Source organism: Microcoleus sp. A006_D1 (genome assembly GCF_036702805.1).
Lineage (GTDB): Bacteria > Cyanobacteriota > Cyanobacteriia > Cyanobacteriales > Microcoleaceae > Microcoleus.
The window spans coordinates 57,733-74,160 of the sequence record NZ_JAUBVZ010000018.1 but is presented as its reverse complement, the minus strand read 5'-3'; the positions used below and the strand labels follow the sequence as shown (position 1 = coordinate 74,160).

Genomic DNA, 16,428 nt, shown 5'->3' with positions numbered 1-16,428 from the left:
TTAAATCATTGAAGATTCACAACTTATCTATTAATTATCTTTAGTAATGAATACACCAGATGCCTCTCTAGAAATTGCTCATAATTATGCTGACAAAGTGCGTGTACTGTTCGCAGCATCGGGCGAACCGACTGGTGAAAGAGGAGGACGGGGGCCGAATTCAGCTCAAGATTTAGCCCAACAAGCAGAAAGTTTATCTCCAGTATCGGCATCCTTAACTTCAGTTTTGGCGGTTCAGCAAACAAATACTGATCCAACCATGCGTTTTCAATCATCGGTGAAACTGTTGGCTAAAGCTCTAACTGACTTAGAAATTAGCGCTTATCTATACCAAGCAGCATTAGAGGAAGAAGAAGGAACTACTTGGTCTAACAATCAAAGCGGAGAACGAAGTTTTGCTAACTTACGGAGTATTGAAGAAAACCTTCAAGTTATACTCGGTCAAGCCGAAGTAAGTTCTCAAACTACAGAGCGAGGTGAGGGAGAAATAACAGATATTCCTACAGCTCGGATAGAGTTATCAAATACCGTTGAAGATACTCTTCATTTGATTTTAAAACGAGCCAGCCAAACTGGTGAATTGGCGATAACCAGGGTTATGGGTTTGGGTGTAACTGAGCTAGCTCAAGCTGTTGGTTTTGTCGGCATGGATATAGCTGGGGTATTAGGGCAATCTGAAAATGTCTCTCGTCTTTACAATGCGTTTCGCGATTTCTTCAACAGAGCTTATGAATCTGTTATCAAACTTTTGGGACGAAAATTAGCAGAAACAGCCGCTAAGCAGGTACTTGAATGGATACAAGAACTTAAAGAAGGAGCTAAGCTGAACGATATTTTAGAAAGGTTTTACCAAACAGAACAGACAACCGAGAATCTTCAACAGTTAGCAGATAGCAGTACAGCAAATTTAGAACAATTTATTACCGCCATTCAAAGCATTAGCAAGCTCGATGCAGCTTACCGACAACAGATAAATTGGGCTGAAAAGGTACTGCAAGGTTCGAGGTGGTTTGGAACTTTATCGGCAGCAACACTGTCTCAAGGTGATTTGCTGGTAGCATCTTTGTACATTACTTTAGGAGGGTATGTAATATTAGTTGGTGCTGACTACGTAGATTCTCCTAATCTAACACTTCTAGATTGCGTGCCTGGGGTGCGCCGTATTGTCGAAAATCATCTGGTAACTGGCGATGGAGGAAACAGCTAATGATAATTAATAACTATTACGAATTTTTACTCGTCGTTGATACTGTCCAACGTGACAATTCAGACAACAAGCAATTTTCAGTGCGAGTCTTAGAATCCCCCGCAGGTGAAAGTAAAACTCCTGAGTTTGTCGGGCCAATTCCTTTATGCTGGCAGCGTCAAATCAGGCAGCTTGAAAATCGAAAATCGGATGCACAGGATATTACTAGCTTGGGAGAGCAACTTGCTGATTTTTTACTACCAAGTCAGGTTCGGAAGCTATTTTTAAACAGTGTCAATCAATTACAGCCTAATGAAGGATTACGCCTGCGTCTATTTTTAGAGTCGAGTTTGGCTAGCATTCCGTGGGAATATCTCTACGTTCATGAGCTCACCGAAGCAAACAATAGTACCGGGTTCTGTGGTTTAAATCAAAAAATTGCGCTAGTGCGCCACGAGCCACTTCCCATCGGGATTAAATTAGATACGACTCCCAAAAACCGTCGCTTGCTAGTTGCTTTGGCTAGTCCCCAAGATGAAGCACTTCTGCATTTACATAAGGAGCGCAAGAATATCGATCACGCCTTGCAAGATATTCCTGGGATCGAGCCTGTATACTTGTCAGAAGCAACAGCACAAAAGTTACTAGATGAGTTAATTTATGGAGCAGATATTTTTCATTTTGCGGGTCATGGCAAGTTTAAAACATCAGTATTAGATGCAAGCAGTGGATACATTTTGCTGCTGGGAGAAGATGGAAAATCTGCTCCCATGTCAGCGGAAACATTGGCAGTTAATTTGCGCGATCGGGGCGTACAGTTAGTTTTTTTAGGTGCTTGCGAAACGGGACGGCGCGACGAACAAAATGCTTGGAGTGGAGTAGTCACAAATTTAATGGCAGCCGGAATTCCGGCAGCGATCGCTATGCAGTATAAAATTTGGGATGAAAGTGCGATCACATTTAGTCGAACTTTCTACAAAGCAATGGCAGCAGGATTACCTTTAGAGCAAGCAGTATCGTTAGGTCGGATAGCTATTTTCAATCAATGTGATGCTCTCAAAGATGAGGAACAACGTCAAAAATATTGGCGAGATTGGGGAGTTCCGGTACTGTACTGCCGAGTCAGAGGCAATTTTGTCCTGCCAACTATTATGACTGAAAGTCACAAAAAAACTTTACTCGGCGAGCTTCAAGGCGGAAGTGAAATGGTTCAAAATCAAAATAATTCCGTTAATCAGAAAGTTAACCAAAACGGGAAACACAACATCAATATTGGTCGGACAGGTGGTTTCAAGCAGGAAGTACCCAACGCTCCTGTAGGTCAGAATATTGGTATACAGAAAGGAAAATACATTACCAATCTTCAAGGTGATCACGCGAGAATTGGAGATGAAATTAGCAATCCTAAAAAGACTGATTCTGAGTAGGAAGTGTGTGGGATAAATTTAAGTTTAAGCAATGACAATATTAGATGAACTAATTACAATTATAGATCGCATTCTCGCAGCAGGTTCTGCAACCGAGTCGGAGCTGGCTGAGTTGCGTCAGGTATTGAGCAAAGCTGAACAAACCATGCAACAGTCAGGCAAGTATATTGTCAATATTCAGCAGGGAGAAGATATTCACATTGGCGATCGCACTTACCAAGGTGCAGATGCTGAAGCGATCAGAGAAGCGTTGCGTTCGGTTCTACAAGAAAAGCAAAAAGCCCAACGTCCCCGTAATGAGAAATTATTGCTGCAAGCTGTGAAGGAAGAAGTTGTTTCCCGACTAAATCAATCTTTGCACAATGCGGTGTGCATAAATTTGGCGAAGGAAGAACAACCCGATCAGGTAAAGTGTCTTTGGAGTTCAGACATTAGAATTGGGAGTCAACCTAGCAAACCCATTCCTGATTCTCAAACTATTTTGGAAGTATTCGATCGAGAAGAAATTACAGGTAAATTGCTGGTTTTAGGTAAACCAGGTGCTGGCAAGACAACTACAATGGTAGATTTAGCAAAAGCTTTGATTGGGCGAGCTGAACAAGATGTTGATTGCGTAATTCCAGTGCTGTGTAACCTTTCAGGTTGGAAGGAGGATAAGCAGTCTATGCGTGATTGGTTAGTTTTGGAGGTTAAGTCGAAATATGGAATACGGAAAGATATTGTTGCGAAGTGGGTCGATGATGCTAAGTTGCTGCCGATGTTAGATGGATTAGATGAATTGGAGTCAGTGCGTCAGGAGCTCTGCGTTCGGAGGATTAATGAATTTTTACAAAGTGAGTGTCATCCACAATATTTGGTGGTGTGCAGTCGTAAAGAAGAGTATGAGAAAGTTGTCCGGGGACAATGGCAGCAAAATGTTCAACAGGAATCCGAAGAAAATTTATTTCAGCAGGATAAACGCTTAAATCTAAATAATGCTCTTGTACTAAAAGAACTTACAAATGAACAAATTCAGATGTATTTAGAATATCTAAACAAGATAGAAATATGGAATATGCTGCAACTCGATTCTGAACTATTGAGCCTAGTAAGAAAACCTCTGTTTTTGTCACTTATAGGATTTATTGCGACTCATAAAACCTTGTCTATTCAAGAATTTCAAAATAGAACGTCAATCAATGCACAACATCAGTACCTCTTTGATGCTTACTGGAAAGCTGCCATAAAAAGAGATATTGTAACTCCACAAATGTATTTGCAGGGATGGAGTAGTCGTGCTTATGAAAAGAAAAATAATCCCAATGCTCATCAAACTCGAAAATGGCTAGTTTATCTAGCAAATCAGTTGCAGAGGCAGCATGAAACTGAATTTTTAATTGAAAAAATTCAGCCTGATTGGTTGCCCAATAAAGACAATAAGAAGATTTATGCTTTAGGGGTAGGAAGTTTGTTTGGTTTTATTGTTGGTTCGATTGGAGCAACAATAGTTTTTATCATTATTTCCCATTTTACAAATATATTTGTAGGTCAGATTGTTGGTCTGAGTATTGGTCTTTTTATGGCTATATTTTCTGGTCTTTGGGCTTGTTTTACTATTGGCCAATCCAAAACAATAGAACCAGTAGAAACCTTGAATATATCTTTATGGAGTTTGGCAAAATCATTAATGATTGGTTGTTTGATAGGATTTATTAGCTGGATTATAACTTTAGTTACTTTTCCATTATTGAACTGGAAACCACCTGATTTAGTCTTTTTTATGGTTATAGCGCCTATTTTAATAAGTATTTTGGAGATGAGTGGCCCACAACTAAAAATTAGAATCGAGCCTAACCAAGGTATAAAAAAATCCTTTTACAATGCGATATATTTTGCAAGTTTAGGAAGTATATGGCTGGGGTTATCAGCTTATTTGATGAGAGAACAAATATTTGTTCTGATTATCTCGTTGCTTTTTAATAAATCTGCCACACCAACATCTGCGATATTATCTTTACCAGATACTGTAGTTATCGTCATTGCAGGAATGTTGGCCGGAACATTCTTTGGACTTACTGAATCAGGTACAGCCTGCATCCAACATTTTATATTACGTCTTATTCTCTGCTGCAATGGCTATATTCCTTGGAACTATGCCCGCTTTCTTGACTACTGCAAGGAACGTATATTCCTCCAATCTGTCGGTGGACGCTATCGTTTCATTCATATATTATTGCAAAAGCATTTTGCAGAAATGCCATTGGAAAGGTAGACATAATTTATGGAGAGCTTTAAAAATGACCAACCCTGATGAGCTAAGTAACATTATTGACCACATTGCTGCTGGTGAGCAGACTGAAGCAGATATAGCTATCTTGCGTCAGGTGTTGAGTGCGGGCGAGCGCCAAATTGCTACCCAATTTGGCAAGTACAACGTTAACATCGGGCAGGGGCAAGGGGTACAGATAGGCGATCGCACTTACTTGGAACTCAACGATGAGGCCATGCAAGCCCTCATCCGCGCTATCCAGAAACCATCAACTGTTCTCAGCCAGTTCCAGTCACTAATCCAAGACAAAACAGAAGGTTTCGTTGGGCGCGAGTACGTGTTTGATGCCATACAGGCCTTCATACAAGAAAACAAAAAGGGCTACTTCACTATTATTGGCGACCCCGGACAGGGTAAAAGCGCAATCTTGGCAAAGTACGTGCAAGATAACGGGTGCATCGCCCATTTCAACGTGCAACTGCAAGGGCCAAATCGGGCAGACCAATTTTTGAAAAGTGTCTGCAAGCAACTGATTGCCCGTTACCAAATGCCTTATGATTCCTTACCATCCAATACGACGCTAGATGGAGAGTTTCTGGGGCATTTGTTGGACGAAGTAGCCCAAAGAAGAAATGGTCAATCTATAGTAATAGCTGTTGATGCTTTGGATGAAGTTGACTCAGGCAGTTACAGGGACGCAAATATCTTATACCTGCCACCTCACTTACCTGACGGAGTGTATTTCATCATGACTAGGCGACGGGGTGTAGAAGTGCCATTGACAACCTACGCACCCAATCAAATTATCAGTCTGCTGGACTATCAGATTGATAGCCAGCGAGATGTGCGCCTATACATCCAGAACCGGGTTGATGATAGTGAAAATTTACGCCAGCAGATTGATGAACGCCAAGAAACAATCATTCTATTTACTGATAATATAGCAAATAAAAGTGAAAACAATTTTATGTACTTGCGCTATGTCCTGCTAGACATTGAAAAAGGATTATATAAAGATTTAACTCTTGAAAGCTTCCCTCAAGGTCTACAAGGCTACTATAGTTTTCACTGGCGACGCATGGGAATGACTGCTAATCCCTTGCCAGATGCCAAAATTAAAATTGTCTACATTCTAGGAGAGGTGAAGCAACCTGTTTCTCGCCAACAAATTTGTGATTTTTCGGGAGAGGATAGTCGTATAGTGCAACCTGTATTGAATGAGTGGGAACAGTTTTTGCACAATTTCATCAAAGAGCATCAAAAGCGCTATAGCGTTTACCACACCAGTTTTCGGGATTTTTTGCACCGTAAGGACATTTTAGAGGAAACAGGGCTGACAATCCCAGGGATAAATCAATTAATAGTCAATAGTTTAACAAAAGGATTGTTTGATAATGATGAAGATATTTGATTGGTTAGCCAGTTTATCTGATGACGATCGAAATTATGCCTTGAAAAACTTACCAATTCACATGGCACAAGCTGGTCATAACAATAAATTATTTCGCTTTTTGACTGATTTTGATTTCATTGAGGCTAAGGTTTATGATTTAACACCACAGGTATTAATTGAAGATTATGATTTAGCTTTAGCACCTGATATTCTGATATCTGATGAAAAAAAAGCTAGTCTGAAATTAATCAAAAGTGCAATTAACTTAGCGGCAAATGTTTTGGCTGATGATCCAGCACAACTAGCAGGACAACTCTGGGGTCGTTTACTGTCCTTCAAACAGCATGAAATTCAAGCAATGCTTGCTCAAACAAAGGAATTGGGATATCCCTGGTTGCGTCCTTTGACATCTAATCTGACACCACCAGAAGGAACATTAGTCCGCACCCTCACCGGACATCGTGACTGGGTGAAAGCAGTTGCTGTTACCCCCGATGGAAAAATAGCTGTTTCTGGTTCAGACGATCGCACTCTCAAAGTCTGGGATTTATACACTGGAGTTGAGTTGTATACCCTCACTGGGCACGCTGGTGAGATTAATGGGGTTGCGATCGCTCCTAATGGACAATTAGCGATTTCCGCTTCCAACGATCGTACTCTCAAAGTTTGGGATTTACACAATAAAAGTGAATTGCGTACTCTAACAGGGCATAAAAATGGAGTAAATGCAGTTGCTATTACTCCCGATGGTAAACTTATTATCTCTGCTTCACAAGATCATACTCTCAAAATTTGGGATTTGAATAGTGGAAATGAAGTACATACCCTCATCGGACATACGGAGTCGGTGAATGCAGTTGCCGTTACCCCAGATGGTAAACTAGCGGTTTCTAGCGCATGGGATAAAACCCTCAGAGTTTGGAATTTGCAGAGCGGAAATCAATTGTGTGTCCTCACCGGGCACACTGGCACAGTACGAGCAGTCGCTATTACTCCAGATGGGAAATGGGTGGTTTCGGCTGCTGATGATGATACTCTGAGACTGTGGAACCTAAGCAATAAAAATGAAGTATCTATTATCATAGAAGAGGCTTATCGTTTCCACTCAGTAGCTATTACTACAGATGGAAAATTAGTTATTTGCGGTTCAAATGCCAGTCCTATTAAAGTTTACGATTTGCAAACAAGGCAAGAACTGCGAATTCTTTCTGGACACACTTTAATTGTGAATGCAATCGCTATTACCCATGATGGGAAATGGGCGGTTTCTGCTTCCTCAGATAATACCCTCAGAGTCTGGGATTTATCTGCGGAAGATATTGGTAAAACCGGGCATGAAGACTGGATAAATAGAGTCGTCATTAGTTCCGATGGACGATTTGCTGTTTCCAGTTCCGAAGACCGTACTCTCAAAATATGGGATTTAGCAACTGGAACTGAAATACGTACTTTAACTGGACATAAAGACCATGTAAATGGAGTGGTGATTACTCCTGATTGCAAACACGTTATTTCCGCTTCTGACGATCGCACTATTAGAATATGGGATTTACATAGTGGGAATGAACTTCGTACTATAACTGGATACTATTTCGGAGAGGTACTTGCTATTACTCCTGATGGTCAACAGATTATTTCTGAATCTCCCAACAAAAGTCTTAGAGTCTGGGATTTTGATAGTGGAACAGAACTTCGTGTGATAAATGAACAGTCTGCCTCAGCAGTTGCCATTACTCCTGATGGACGACTCGCTATTTCAGCTTTACGAAATAAAACCCTCAAAGTATGGGATATCAATAGTGGAACAAAACTGCATACTCTTACTGGACATACTGATTTAGTAAATGCAGTAGCCATTACTCCAGACGGAAAATTAGCAGTTTCAGCATCTAATGACAATACGCTTAAGGTCTGGGACATCAATAGTGGAACTGAACTGAATACTCTGATTGGTCACTATTCTTGGGTGCGGACAGTTGCGATTACACCAGATGGGCGATTTGTCGTTTCGGGTTCATGGGACAAAACCATTAAAGTTTGGGATTTAAATAATGGCGAGGATATTACGACCTTTGACTGTGAGGGAGAGGTAAACGCTTGTGCTATTTCTCCTGATGGAGTGACCATTGTTGCTGGTGGACGCTCAGATAGAATAAGTTTTTTACGGTTAGAATGTCTGGAATAATTGTAAATGGCGATCTATTTAACCTCATGATTGACCTCAACAACCTTTCATCTGAAGATACTGAATATATTTTGAATCTGCCCTATCACTTAGCTACTGCTGGGATGGCAAATGAATTTCATGAATTACTGACAGAGTTTGAATTTATTGAATATAAAAATTCTGCTGCAACACCATAGTTGCTTATAGAAGATTACGCTTTAAGTGTTACAGCAGATATTGATATCACTCAAGTTAGAAAAGACAGTTTGAAATTGATTCAGGATGCCATTCAGAAGTCAAGTTAACATCAAGCCAAGATTGTTACTTGTCTGGGAGATGGATATGATGGAATTTGGAATATTATTGGTTTAGTCGCCCCCAATAGACAACACCGAGAAATTTTTGACTGGTATCATCTGATCGAAAATCTGAATAAGGTTGGCGGTTCACAACGAAGAATCCAATCAGGCCAAAGCTTATTTATGGATGGGACAGGTAGAGAAAGCGAAACAACTTTTTGTAAATCTGACCAAAAAAGCTGCCAAGAATTTCTGCCTATATCTCAACAAACACCGATCACGAATCGTTAATTACCACTATTATCAGTCAAATAAGATTTGTTCGATTGGCTCGGGTGCTGTGGAATCAGCAATCAAACAAATTGGTCGTCGCATAAAAATTTCTGGTGCACAATGGAATGAGCGAAATGTCCCGCAAGTCTTGGCTCATCGAGTAGCTTACTTAAATGGAATGATTGGCATCAATCTCAAAGCAGCAGCTTAAATTATCATCAGTATTTATACTGATTGCATAACTGTTATGCTCCCATAGGACACGATGTAAAATGTTGTAACAAACAATCGATTCCTGACTCAAAAAACTAAGCAAGCAGAGCAACTATAAATCTTAACTATAAAACAATCTGGGGATTTCCTATCTCAGGCAGTTTGAGAACGAAAGGTAAAGAAACGCAACACTCCCGCCACCTTCTCTGTTTCTCCCAAACCACCGCTCAAAACTCCAATAATATCCCCTCATCCAACTCTTCTCCGCACACTGTCCAAGTCCAAAAGGCTATCAAAAAATCTCCGAAATATACCGCCTTTTCCTAATTGAAATTCGCACATAATCGCCATTATCTTCAATTATTTCTCCGAACCAAAAGCGTGTAGTTTCAAGAGTCATAAGAGATTGAGGATATTTGGCTTCAACTAGATCCATATTTGCTGGGTAGTGCATTACCGAACCTTTGAGAAGACAAGCTTCTGTTATAAAAAATCGGTGAGTAGCTGATTTATAAGCGTGGTATTTGGTATACATTCTTGTTAACCTTAACCCTTGTCGGAGAACCTTGGATCAACCTAATTATGACAAAATTGCGGCTCCCTCACTCCGAAGGGAAAAGAGAGATATTTTTCAGTTTTAAGTCGATGTCGATCGCATTTACCTCAACGTCACTCAGCACACGAGCTTCCATCCCGTACAAATCCCGCAGTACAACCTTGACCAAAAAGCGAGACACAAGCGTCAGTTTTCCTGTGCGGTCATTAAAAGTTTTGTCACCCAAATTTCACAACCGCGTAGCAAAGCAAAACGTAGCGTAGCATAACGTAGCAAAACGTAGCGTAGCAAAACGTAGCGAAGCGTCAAACTGCACCTCTTGTTCTGCCCAGCTACAGATTTGGTACTGGGCAATCCTCTCTTTTTTTTTTTGCTCTCAATCTTCTTCAAAGCGATCGGGATACTCGTTCTGCCCTGATCGCTAAAAACATAACGCAAAATTTACTGTTTGAGTCTAGCAATCAAACAATCTGCCGATCATGGTGATCAGGGCATAACGAGGGGTTTAACCCCACAATCTGCCGATCATGGTGATCAGGGCATAACGAGGGGTTTAACCCCACAATCTGCCCTGATCACTAAATTTTTAACGCAAAATCAAGGGTTTGAGTGTGTCGTTTCAACGATCAGGGTGATCAGGGCATAACGTATGGTCAGACCCCTCGTTATGCCCTGATCACTTCAAACACAACGAAAGAATAACAGTTTCAGGGTGGTGATCAGGGCGATCAGGGCGATCAGGGTACTACTCCCCAAAAAAATGAAGGGGTGGGGGTGGTTCCTCGGCAACAAGCCACCCCCCTTAAAAAAGAGAGGAGTTGTTCGATCACACCCTGATCACCCTGTTAGCGCAGCCCTCGAAGAGGATCGCTTTTCTCAAACCCATATAGCGCAAGGAAAAGAAAAGGTGATCAGGGCATAACGTATGGTCAGACCCCTCGTTTTGCCCTGATCACTTAGATCGCTTCTCTCAAACCCATATAGGACAAGGAAAAGACCAGGTGATCAGGGCATTTTGTGGGGTCTAACCCCTCGTTATGCCCTGATCACCTTATAGATTCGGAAAGATTGCATGGATTTGGTGGGACGCTATGCTCGAATGGCACGGGCTCAATCGGATAGGTTTGCGTAGCGAAGCGGGGCGAAGCCATCGCCCGTGCGTAGCGTTCGCCTCGATTTAAAGCGGGGCGTTCGCCTCGATTTAAAGCGGGGCGAAGCGATCGCCTAGATTAATTTGCAGCGGAATCAGATTGCTGGCAATTGAGTACATCAAGCTCAACATCACTCAGCACTTTTGATTCCATCCCATACAAATCAATCAAAATAGGTTTGACATTGGGAAAGTAAAAATACTCTGTCAGTTTGCCAATCCGGTGATTAAAAGGTTGATATCGGTGTTTGAAGTACAGCTCGACATTGCCTCGGTGTTCCCACAATCCCAGCAGGTTTACCACCACATCCGAGTAATGCGCTTTCATATCCCGCTGCACCTCGGCGATGCGTTGGTCGATCGATCGGGTAGTAACGCCAATCTTGTAGAACGTTTGACCGTCGGCTTTGACCTCAAGGAAATAGAGCGAATTAATCAGAATCCGCCGAAGCTGCGATCGATAAATCTGTAAGTCAGCCAATCTTTCGCCTGCACAGGAAAGTCCAGCAGCGACCGCCACCGCGGAGGAATTCTCCAACCTACTCAACTCCTCCAGCAGCAAGGGTTCTTGGACTTTGTTAAACAACGCCAGGGGAAGCGCACCAACCGGGATTTTTCCGAGATGAGTGAACCGGTATTCGCGATCGCCCTCCGATTCCAGCAACCCTTTGAGCTCCCAGCGAAAGCTGATTAAATCCTTGGGAATCTCTCGGTTTTCTGCGCCGTACTCTTTCCACAGCACTTTTAACTGTTCGAGTTCATCACCCTTGAGTTGCACATGAAAGTTGTCATAGAGCGGCAGTGTCGGGAAAGCCTTGGTTTTAATCCGCTGCGACACAGGTTTGCAAGTTTCCTGTGTGTGAGAAAAGTGGTGCTCTTTCACCGAACCCTTTTTTGCCGTGAGGAAGCCGCCACAGTAGAGACAAGTTAGCTTGGTTTTTCCGCGTTCAACATCATCAATGCCCGCCAACTCTCCGCCGTCCGCAACACCAAATTTTAGCCACATCGCTATTATTTTCCTTTAAGTAAGCAGGTTTTCGTAGGTGCACCCGCTTTACATTGAGGATTGTAACAAAACTTGAGTTGAGAGCGCGTGTGGTGTGAAGTAGAACGATCGCCTCAAGCCAACCGGCTGTTATTCGAGGATTTCTTTAGGGAACGATGCGTCTTCGGGGGTGTGTGACAGTTGCGATGGGGTTAGCGGCACGGACGGCACAGCAGACGATTCATCCTGTACGTGAGGTAATACACTTTTTCTCCCGTAGGAAAGCATGGACAGCGAAGCGATGGCTCCCCGCACTTGATCCGGCTGTACCTCCAAGTATCGCTGCAATTGTTCGAGGTTGCGGTGGCCGCTAATTTCTTGAATCACTCGTAGCGGAATGCCGGCATTGCTCATCTGAGTCAGGGCAGTGCGGCGGAAGCTGTGGGTTGATGCTCCCTCGATGCCTATGCGATCGAACGCTTCTCTCAAAATTCTATCCGCCGAGTTTGAGTGTAGGTGCTTCCAATGGTGACAGCGGTGGCGACCTGGGAACAGATAAGTTGTGCCGGTGTTGGGTTTCCAAGCTATCAGGAGACTTCGCAAGTCCTCAAAAACTGGAATCGTGCGGGTTTGGAGTTTGCCTTTGGTGTTGTGTTTGCGAAAGTTGATTGTAGGTCGGACTGTACCCTTCGCGCTGTATATATCCACGACTTCCAGCGAACAAGCTTCCGCCACCCGGCAAGCGGTGTAGAGGCAAACTCCAAAGAGCGTGCGATCGCGATGAGTCTGCAAACCATCGTTAAATAACAGTTCGATTTCTGCTTGAGTGAGTATTTTGGCTTGTCCATGTCCCTCAATCTTCATGCTTGGTGTATACCCGACCTGACGCTTGAAAGTCTGGCATATTTGTTACATTGCTGCATCAGTCTGAGGGATTTCTTAACGCGGCGGTGGCGGGGGCAAGGGGAATTCGGGGCGATCGTGGATGGGGTGAGGGACGATCGCGGGACTGCAATTTGGTAATGATTGAAGTCGGCGGTAACAGAAAGAAAGTCAACTATTTGGGCTACCCTAATTGTCCCAATGTTCGTTATCGGGTACTCTAAAAATAAATGATATTGGAAAGTTCATCGAAAAACAGCGATCGGATAATTGTTCGCGATCGCCAGGGACGAGAATACCGCCTGCAAGTAAATGGAGACGGAAACTCATAGTTTGTCCTATTAAAATTAGTTAGCACTTTTAATCGGAGACTCTTTAGCCATCGAAATAGCTAGATTAATCAATGCTGATTTCTGACTTTGGATCACAACACTCCGGTCGTAATCAAATCCACCTTTTATAGTTGCTCGATAATTCAAACCATCTTGTTTCCAAAGAATGTGCAGAGAAGGTGGAGTTGAAGCACCTCCGCCATTTTGAGCAATGAAAACGCCCTGAATCCCTGGCTTTAAGGTGATGGATGTTCTTTCTATCACTGCCATCTCGGAGCTATTTAATAGTGTGGACTCTGATTCAGTCCTAGTTTGATAATTGCGTTGTCTAATTGCCTTAACTCTTTGTAGGAATGTCTTAGAAAAGATATGCTTGGAACGCAAATTATCAGCATATTCAGAATCTTGGGCTACCGCAATAACTCCAAATTGACAAGCTCTAGCCGTGCAGTTTGGTTGTGAATTGAGCCAGACTGCAAACTCTCCGGGGATGTCTGTAATTACTTGCGGGTAAAGTTTAGTATTGCTGATATTGACACTTGAAGGCAGGCGCATTACCCATCCTCTCGGAATCTGATTCTTAATATCCCGAAGAATGGGTGTAAATATAGATGCAGGTGCAGCATTTACAGTTTGGGGTTTTGTGAGATAGCAAGCTCCCAACACGGCACAACTGAGCATAATTCCTAAAATCGATTGCTTTTTCATAAATTATCCTTTCTATTCCTTATCTCTTTCTTAAATAATTCTCTAATTCAGCGGTGCGTTGTTTGGTCTTACGTTCCAAACATTCATTCAAAAAACCTCGATAACCAGAACCACCGCGATTGTCATAAACTTCTAATTCGCAGTTTTTGTCCCGCGACTTAATCCATTTAATCTGCTCTTGATAAAGTACCGATCGCTCTTTACGACTTAATTTAGCAACTAATTGTTGATAAACCTGATTGAGGCGCTTGTCCGCTGCTTCATACCTTAATCTTGCACACCTCTGATACTCTACGTTACTTTGAGGATTGCTGCAATTACGCTGTTGCTGGGCTATGTAGTTTGGTATCGCCGTACTATCTTGTTGTAGCCCTGCAAAGACTGGCCCAGAGTTAGCACCAACAACAGCCAAACTTACTATTAATAAACTAAAAATCGCTCGCCCTTTGCTCATTTTGCTTCTCTGTTACAATTTAAATCCCAGACCAAAATTGCCATATTACAAATAACGTTCCATATCCTCAGTTTCAGGAAGTTTCCTTCTTCTAAATCTTTTTACCGGATTCTGGTTCTGTTGTGGTGAAGCTTGTACAAAAGAGAGTGAGCCAAATCATTGCTGTTTCTGAGGCTGGGTTAGCCACAACCAGAAGCTGATATCGGCAAAACTCACCCCATCAGCCAACAGTAGACCAATATTCTCTCTGTTTGCGGTCATCCTTATCCAACGCTCTACTGCATTACTGCATTACTGCATTTATCTGGTATTGTTTAGCACTGGGGGGCGGATGCAGTCAGGAAACACGCTGTTTCAGGGGCACAGGTGGGTGTGAAGATGTTCGAGCGGTAACGTCAAATCTGATTCTCAAATCAAGTAAGCTGACTATCATGCTCGGTTCCCGGAACATAGTTGATTCACAGCGGAATATTTTAATTAGCTTGACTTTAATGCTGTATGTCGTAAAACAATATTTGACACCCAACTATGCTATTAAATAATCGGTATCAAGTTTTCAAATCTATTGGTTCTGGCGGGTTTGGGGAAACCTTCCTCGCAGAAGATACCCAAATGCCATCAGGACGGCGGTGTGTAGTTAAAAAACTACACCCAGTTTCTCACCATCCGCAACTTTATCCATTAATCAAAGAGCGCTTTCAACGAGAAGCAGCTATTTTGGAAGATTTGGGTAGCCACAGCAAGATTCCTACACTTTATGCTTATTTTGAAGAAAACAATGACTTCTATCTCGTTCAAGAACTAATAGAGGGCATGACTCTCACAGATATAATCCAATCACAATCCAATTTCAGCGAGAGTTACGTCAGAGACTTTTTAGTTAATTTTTTACCAATTTTAGATTACGTTCATCAAAAACACATTATTCATCGGGATATTAAACCAGACAATATAATTATTAGACAATCCGACCAAAAGCCTGTGTTGATAGATTTTGGTGCAGTCAAAGAAGCCATAGCTACCACCATGAGTTCTTCAGGAAGTCCACAGACTTCAATTGCGATCGGCACTCGTGGGTTTATGTCTTCCGAACAAGCGGCTGGACGACCAGTTTATAGTAGTGACTTATTCGCTACTGGATTAACCGTTATTTATTTACTGACAGGCAAACGGCCACAGGATATAGAAACTAATAACTATACAGGTGAAATTCTTTGGAAGCAATATGCTCCCCAAGTTAGTCCTACCCTCGCCGTTATTTTAGATAAAGCAATTTCTGCTCATAGTTGCGATCGATATACTACAGCACAAGAAATGCTGCAAACATTGCAATCTAAAACATCTCAGGTTCATCAAATTATCCGTCCTACCATCGCAGATATTCCTGAGAATATTCAACAACCAACAGTTATTTCCGCAGCTCCATCGAAGCTTGGGAATATCCAACAAACTTTGTTGCTTGGTAGTTTCATTGCAACGGCTATTATTGCAGGATTTTGGATAACCAAACAACCAGAACAATCACCGATTTCAAACCCATCACCGACTCCAATTGCCCAAACTCCACCAATAGTTTCATCACCACAGCCTTCTAAGTCTCCTTCGCCAGTAAAAGAATCTCCTACTCCAAAAACTCCAGTTACTCCTAAATCACCAAATGTTATACCACCTGCACAACCATCGCCAATTCCTGTATCTCCAACTGTTACAGATCAATCTCAACCATCGCCAATTCCTCCATCTCCGATAGTTACACCTCAACCACAACCATCGCCAATTCCTGCATCGACACCAACTCCACGACAACCATTACCAATTTATCCAACAACACCAACAGGAACTTTACCTACACCAGAGCCTATCCCATCTTCTCAAATTTCCGTTAAGTTGCTTGATAAGCCAGAACTATATCTTGCTTCAACAACTTTAGTATATTCTGATGGAGATAGATTGAAAGCAGATTTTAGAGTTTATTGTCCAACATCCATGATTCGTCCAACTAACTATATTTTGACCAACAAACAAGGTGATGTCAAAAAAGCAGGGTCATGGTGGCAAACTTCGTTTACGCCCAGATATGATGCGGAGTATCAACTCATCAAAGAAGTTTGCAACAAAAACTAACACAGTCTTGGACTCACCAACTCTATCTGTA

General features: G+C 42.2%; 13 protein-coding genes and 1 pseudogene. 8 read left to right on the top strand and 6 right to left on the bottom strand.

The window, feature by feature from the left end; all coding sequences use genetic code 11:
* Nucleotides 1-46: 46 nt before the first annotated feature.
* The 7 genes and pseudogenes from QUB68_RS24760 to QUB68_RS24730 all read left to right on the top strand — a co-directional run.
* Nucleotides 47-1,207: a hypothetical protein gene (locus tag QUB68_RS24760; RefSeq protein ID WP_332997429.1), complete on the top strand. Its 1,161-nt coding sequence runs from the start codon at nucleotides 47-49 to the stop codon at nucleotides 1,205-1,207.
* On the top strand, nucleotides 1,207-2,613 hold the full coding sequence (locus QUB68_RS24755; RefSeq protein ID WP_332997427.1) for a CHAT domain-containing protein: 1,407 nt from the start codon (nucleotides 1,207-1,209) through the stop codon (nucleotides 2,611-2,613). Before QUB68_RS24760 ends, QUB68_RS24755 begins: the two co-directional genes overlap by 1 nt.
* A 31-nt stretch (nucleotides 2,614-2,644) precedes the next feature.
* The gene (locus tag QUB68_RS24750) at nucleotides 2,645-4,864 is read left to right on the top strand and encodes a hypothetical protein (RefSeq protein WP_332997425.1); all 2,220 of its coding nucleotides are present in this window, start codon (nucleotides 2,645-2,647) and stop codon (nucleotides 4,862-4,864) included.
* Nucleotides 4,865-4,889: 25 nt separating this feature from the next.
* Nucleotides 4,890-6,272 (top strand): hypothetical protein, encoded by a 1,383-nt coding sequence (locus QUB68_RS24745; RefSeq protein ID WP_332997424.1) that lies wholly within the window; start codon nucleotides 4,890-4,892, stop codon nucleotides 6,270-6,272.
* A complete protein-coding gene (locus QUB68_RS24740; protein ID WP_332997422.1) occupies nucleotides 6,256-8,439 on the top strand; it encodes a hypothetical protein in 2,184 nt (727 codons plus the stop codon). Before QUB68_RS24745 ends, QUB68_RS24740 begins: the two co-directional genes overlap by 17 nt.
* Nucleotides 8,427-8,618, top strand: a complete 192-nt coding sequence (locus tag QUB68_RS24735) for a hypothetical protein (RefSeq protein ID WP_332997420.1) — start codon at nucleotides 8,427-8,429, stop codon at nucleotides 8,616-8,618. The genes QUB68_RS24740 and QUB68_RS24735 overlap by 13 nt, the downstream gene beginning before the upstream one ends.
* A gap of 114 nt (nucleotides 8,619-8,732) precedes the next feature.
* A pseudogene (locus tag QUB68_RS24730) lies at nucleotides 8,733-9,204 on the top strand (ISKra4 family transposase); the annotation flags it as partial.
* A 604-nt stretch (nucleotides 9,205-9,808) separates the two neighbouring features.
* Here the strand turns inward: QUB68_RS24730 and QUB68_RS24725 are convergent.
* From QUB68_RS24725 to QUB68_RS24700, 6 genes are all read right to left on the bottom strand, one after another.
* Entirely contained in the window at nucleotides 9,809-9,943 is a 135-nt protein-coding gene (locus QUB68_RS24725; protein WP_332997418.1) for a hypothetical protein, read from the bottom strand.
* A 1,048-nt stretch (nucleotides 9,944-10,991) separates the two neighbouring features.
* Nucleotides 10,992-11,918: a GIY-YIG nuclease family protein gene (locus QUB68_RS24720; RefSeq protein ID WP_332997416.1), complete on the bottom strand. Its 927-nt coding sequence runs from the start codon at nucleotides 11,916-11,918 to the stop codon at nucleotides 10,992-10,994.
* 129 nt (nucleotides 11,919-12,047) lie between these two features.
* Entirely contained in the window at nucleotides 12,048-12,761 is a 714-nt protein-coding gene (locus QUB68_RS24715; protein WP_332997414.1) for a tyrosine-type recombinase/integrase, read from the bottom strand.
* A 207-nt stretch (nucleotides 12,762-12,968) separates the two neighbouring features.
* Nucleotides 12,969-13,109: a hypothetical protein gene (locus QUB68_RS24710; protein ID WP_332997412.1), complete on the bottom strand. Its 141-nt coding sequence runs from the start codon at nucleotides 13,107-13,109 to the stop codon at nucleotides 12,969-12,971.
* A gap of 17 nt (nucleotides 13,110-13,126) precedes the next feature.
* Nucleotides 13,127-13,819, bottom strand: coding sequence for a hypothetical protein (locus QUB68_RS24705; protein WP_332997410.1), 693 nt, complete (start codon nucleotides 13,817-13,819; stop codon nucleotides 13,127-13,129).
* 19 nt (nucleotides 13,820-13,838) lie between these two features.
* On the bottom strand, nucleotides 13,839-14,273 hold the full coding sequence (locus QUB68_RS24700) for a lysozyme inhibitor LprI family protein (protein WP_332997408.1): 435 nt from the start codon (nucleotides 14,271-14,273) through the stop codon (nucleotides 13,839-13,841).
* 528 nt (nucleotides 14,274-14,801) lie between these two features.
* Between QUB68_RS24700 and QUB68_RS24695 the strand changes: the two genes are divergently transcribed.
* Nucleotides 14,802-16,397 carry a protein kinase domain-containing protein gene (locus QUB68_RS24695; protein ID WP_332997406.1) on the top strand — a complete coding sequence of 532 codons (1,596 nt, stop codon included), beginning with the start codon at nucleotides 14,802-14,804 and terminating at the stop codon, nucleotides 16,395-16,397.
* The last annotated feature ends 31 nt before the right edge of the window (nucleotides 16,398-16,428 follow it).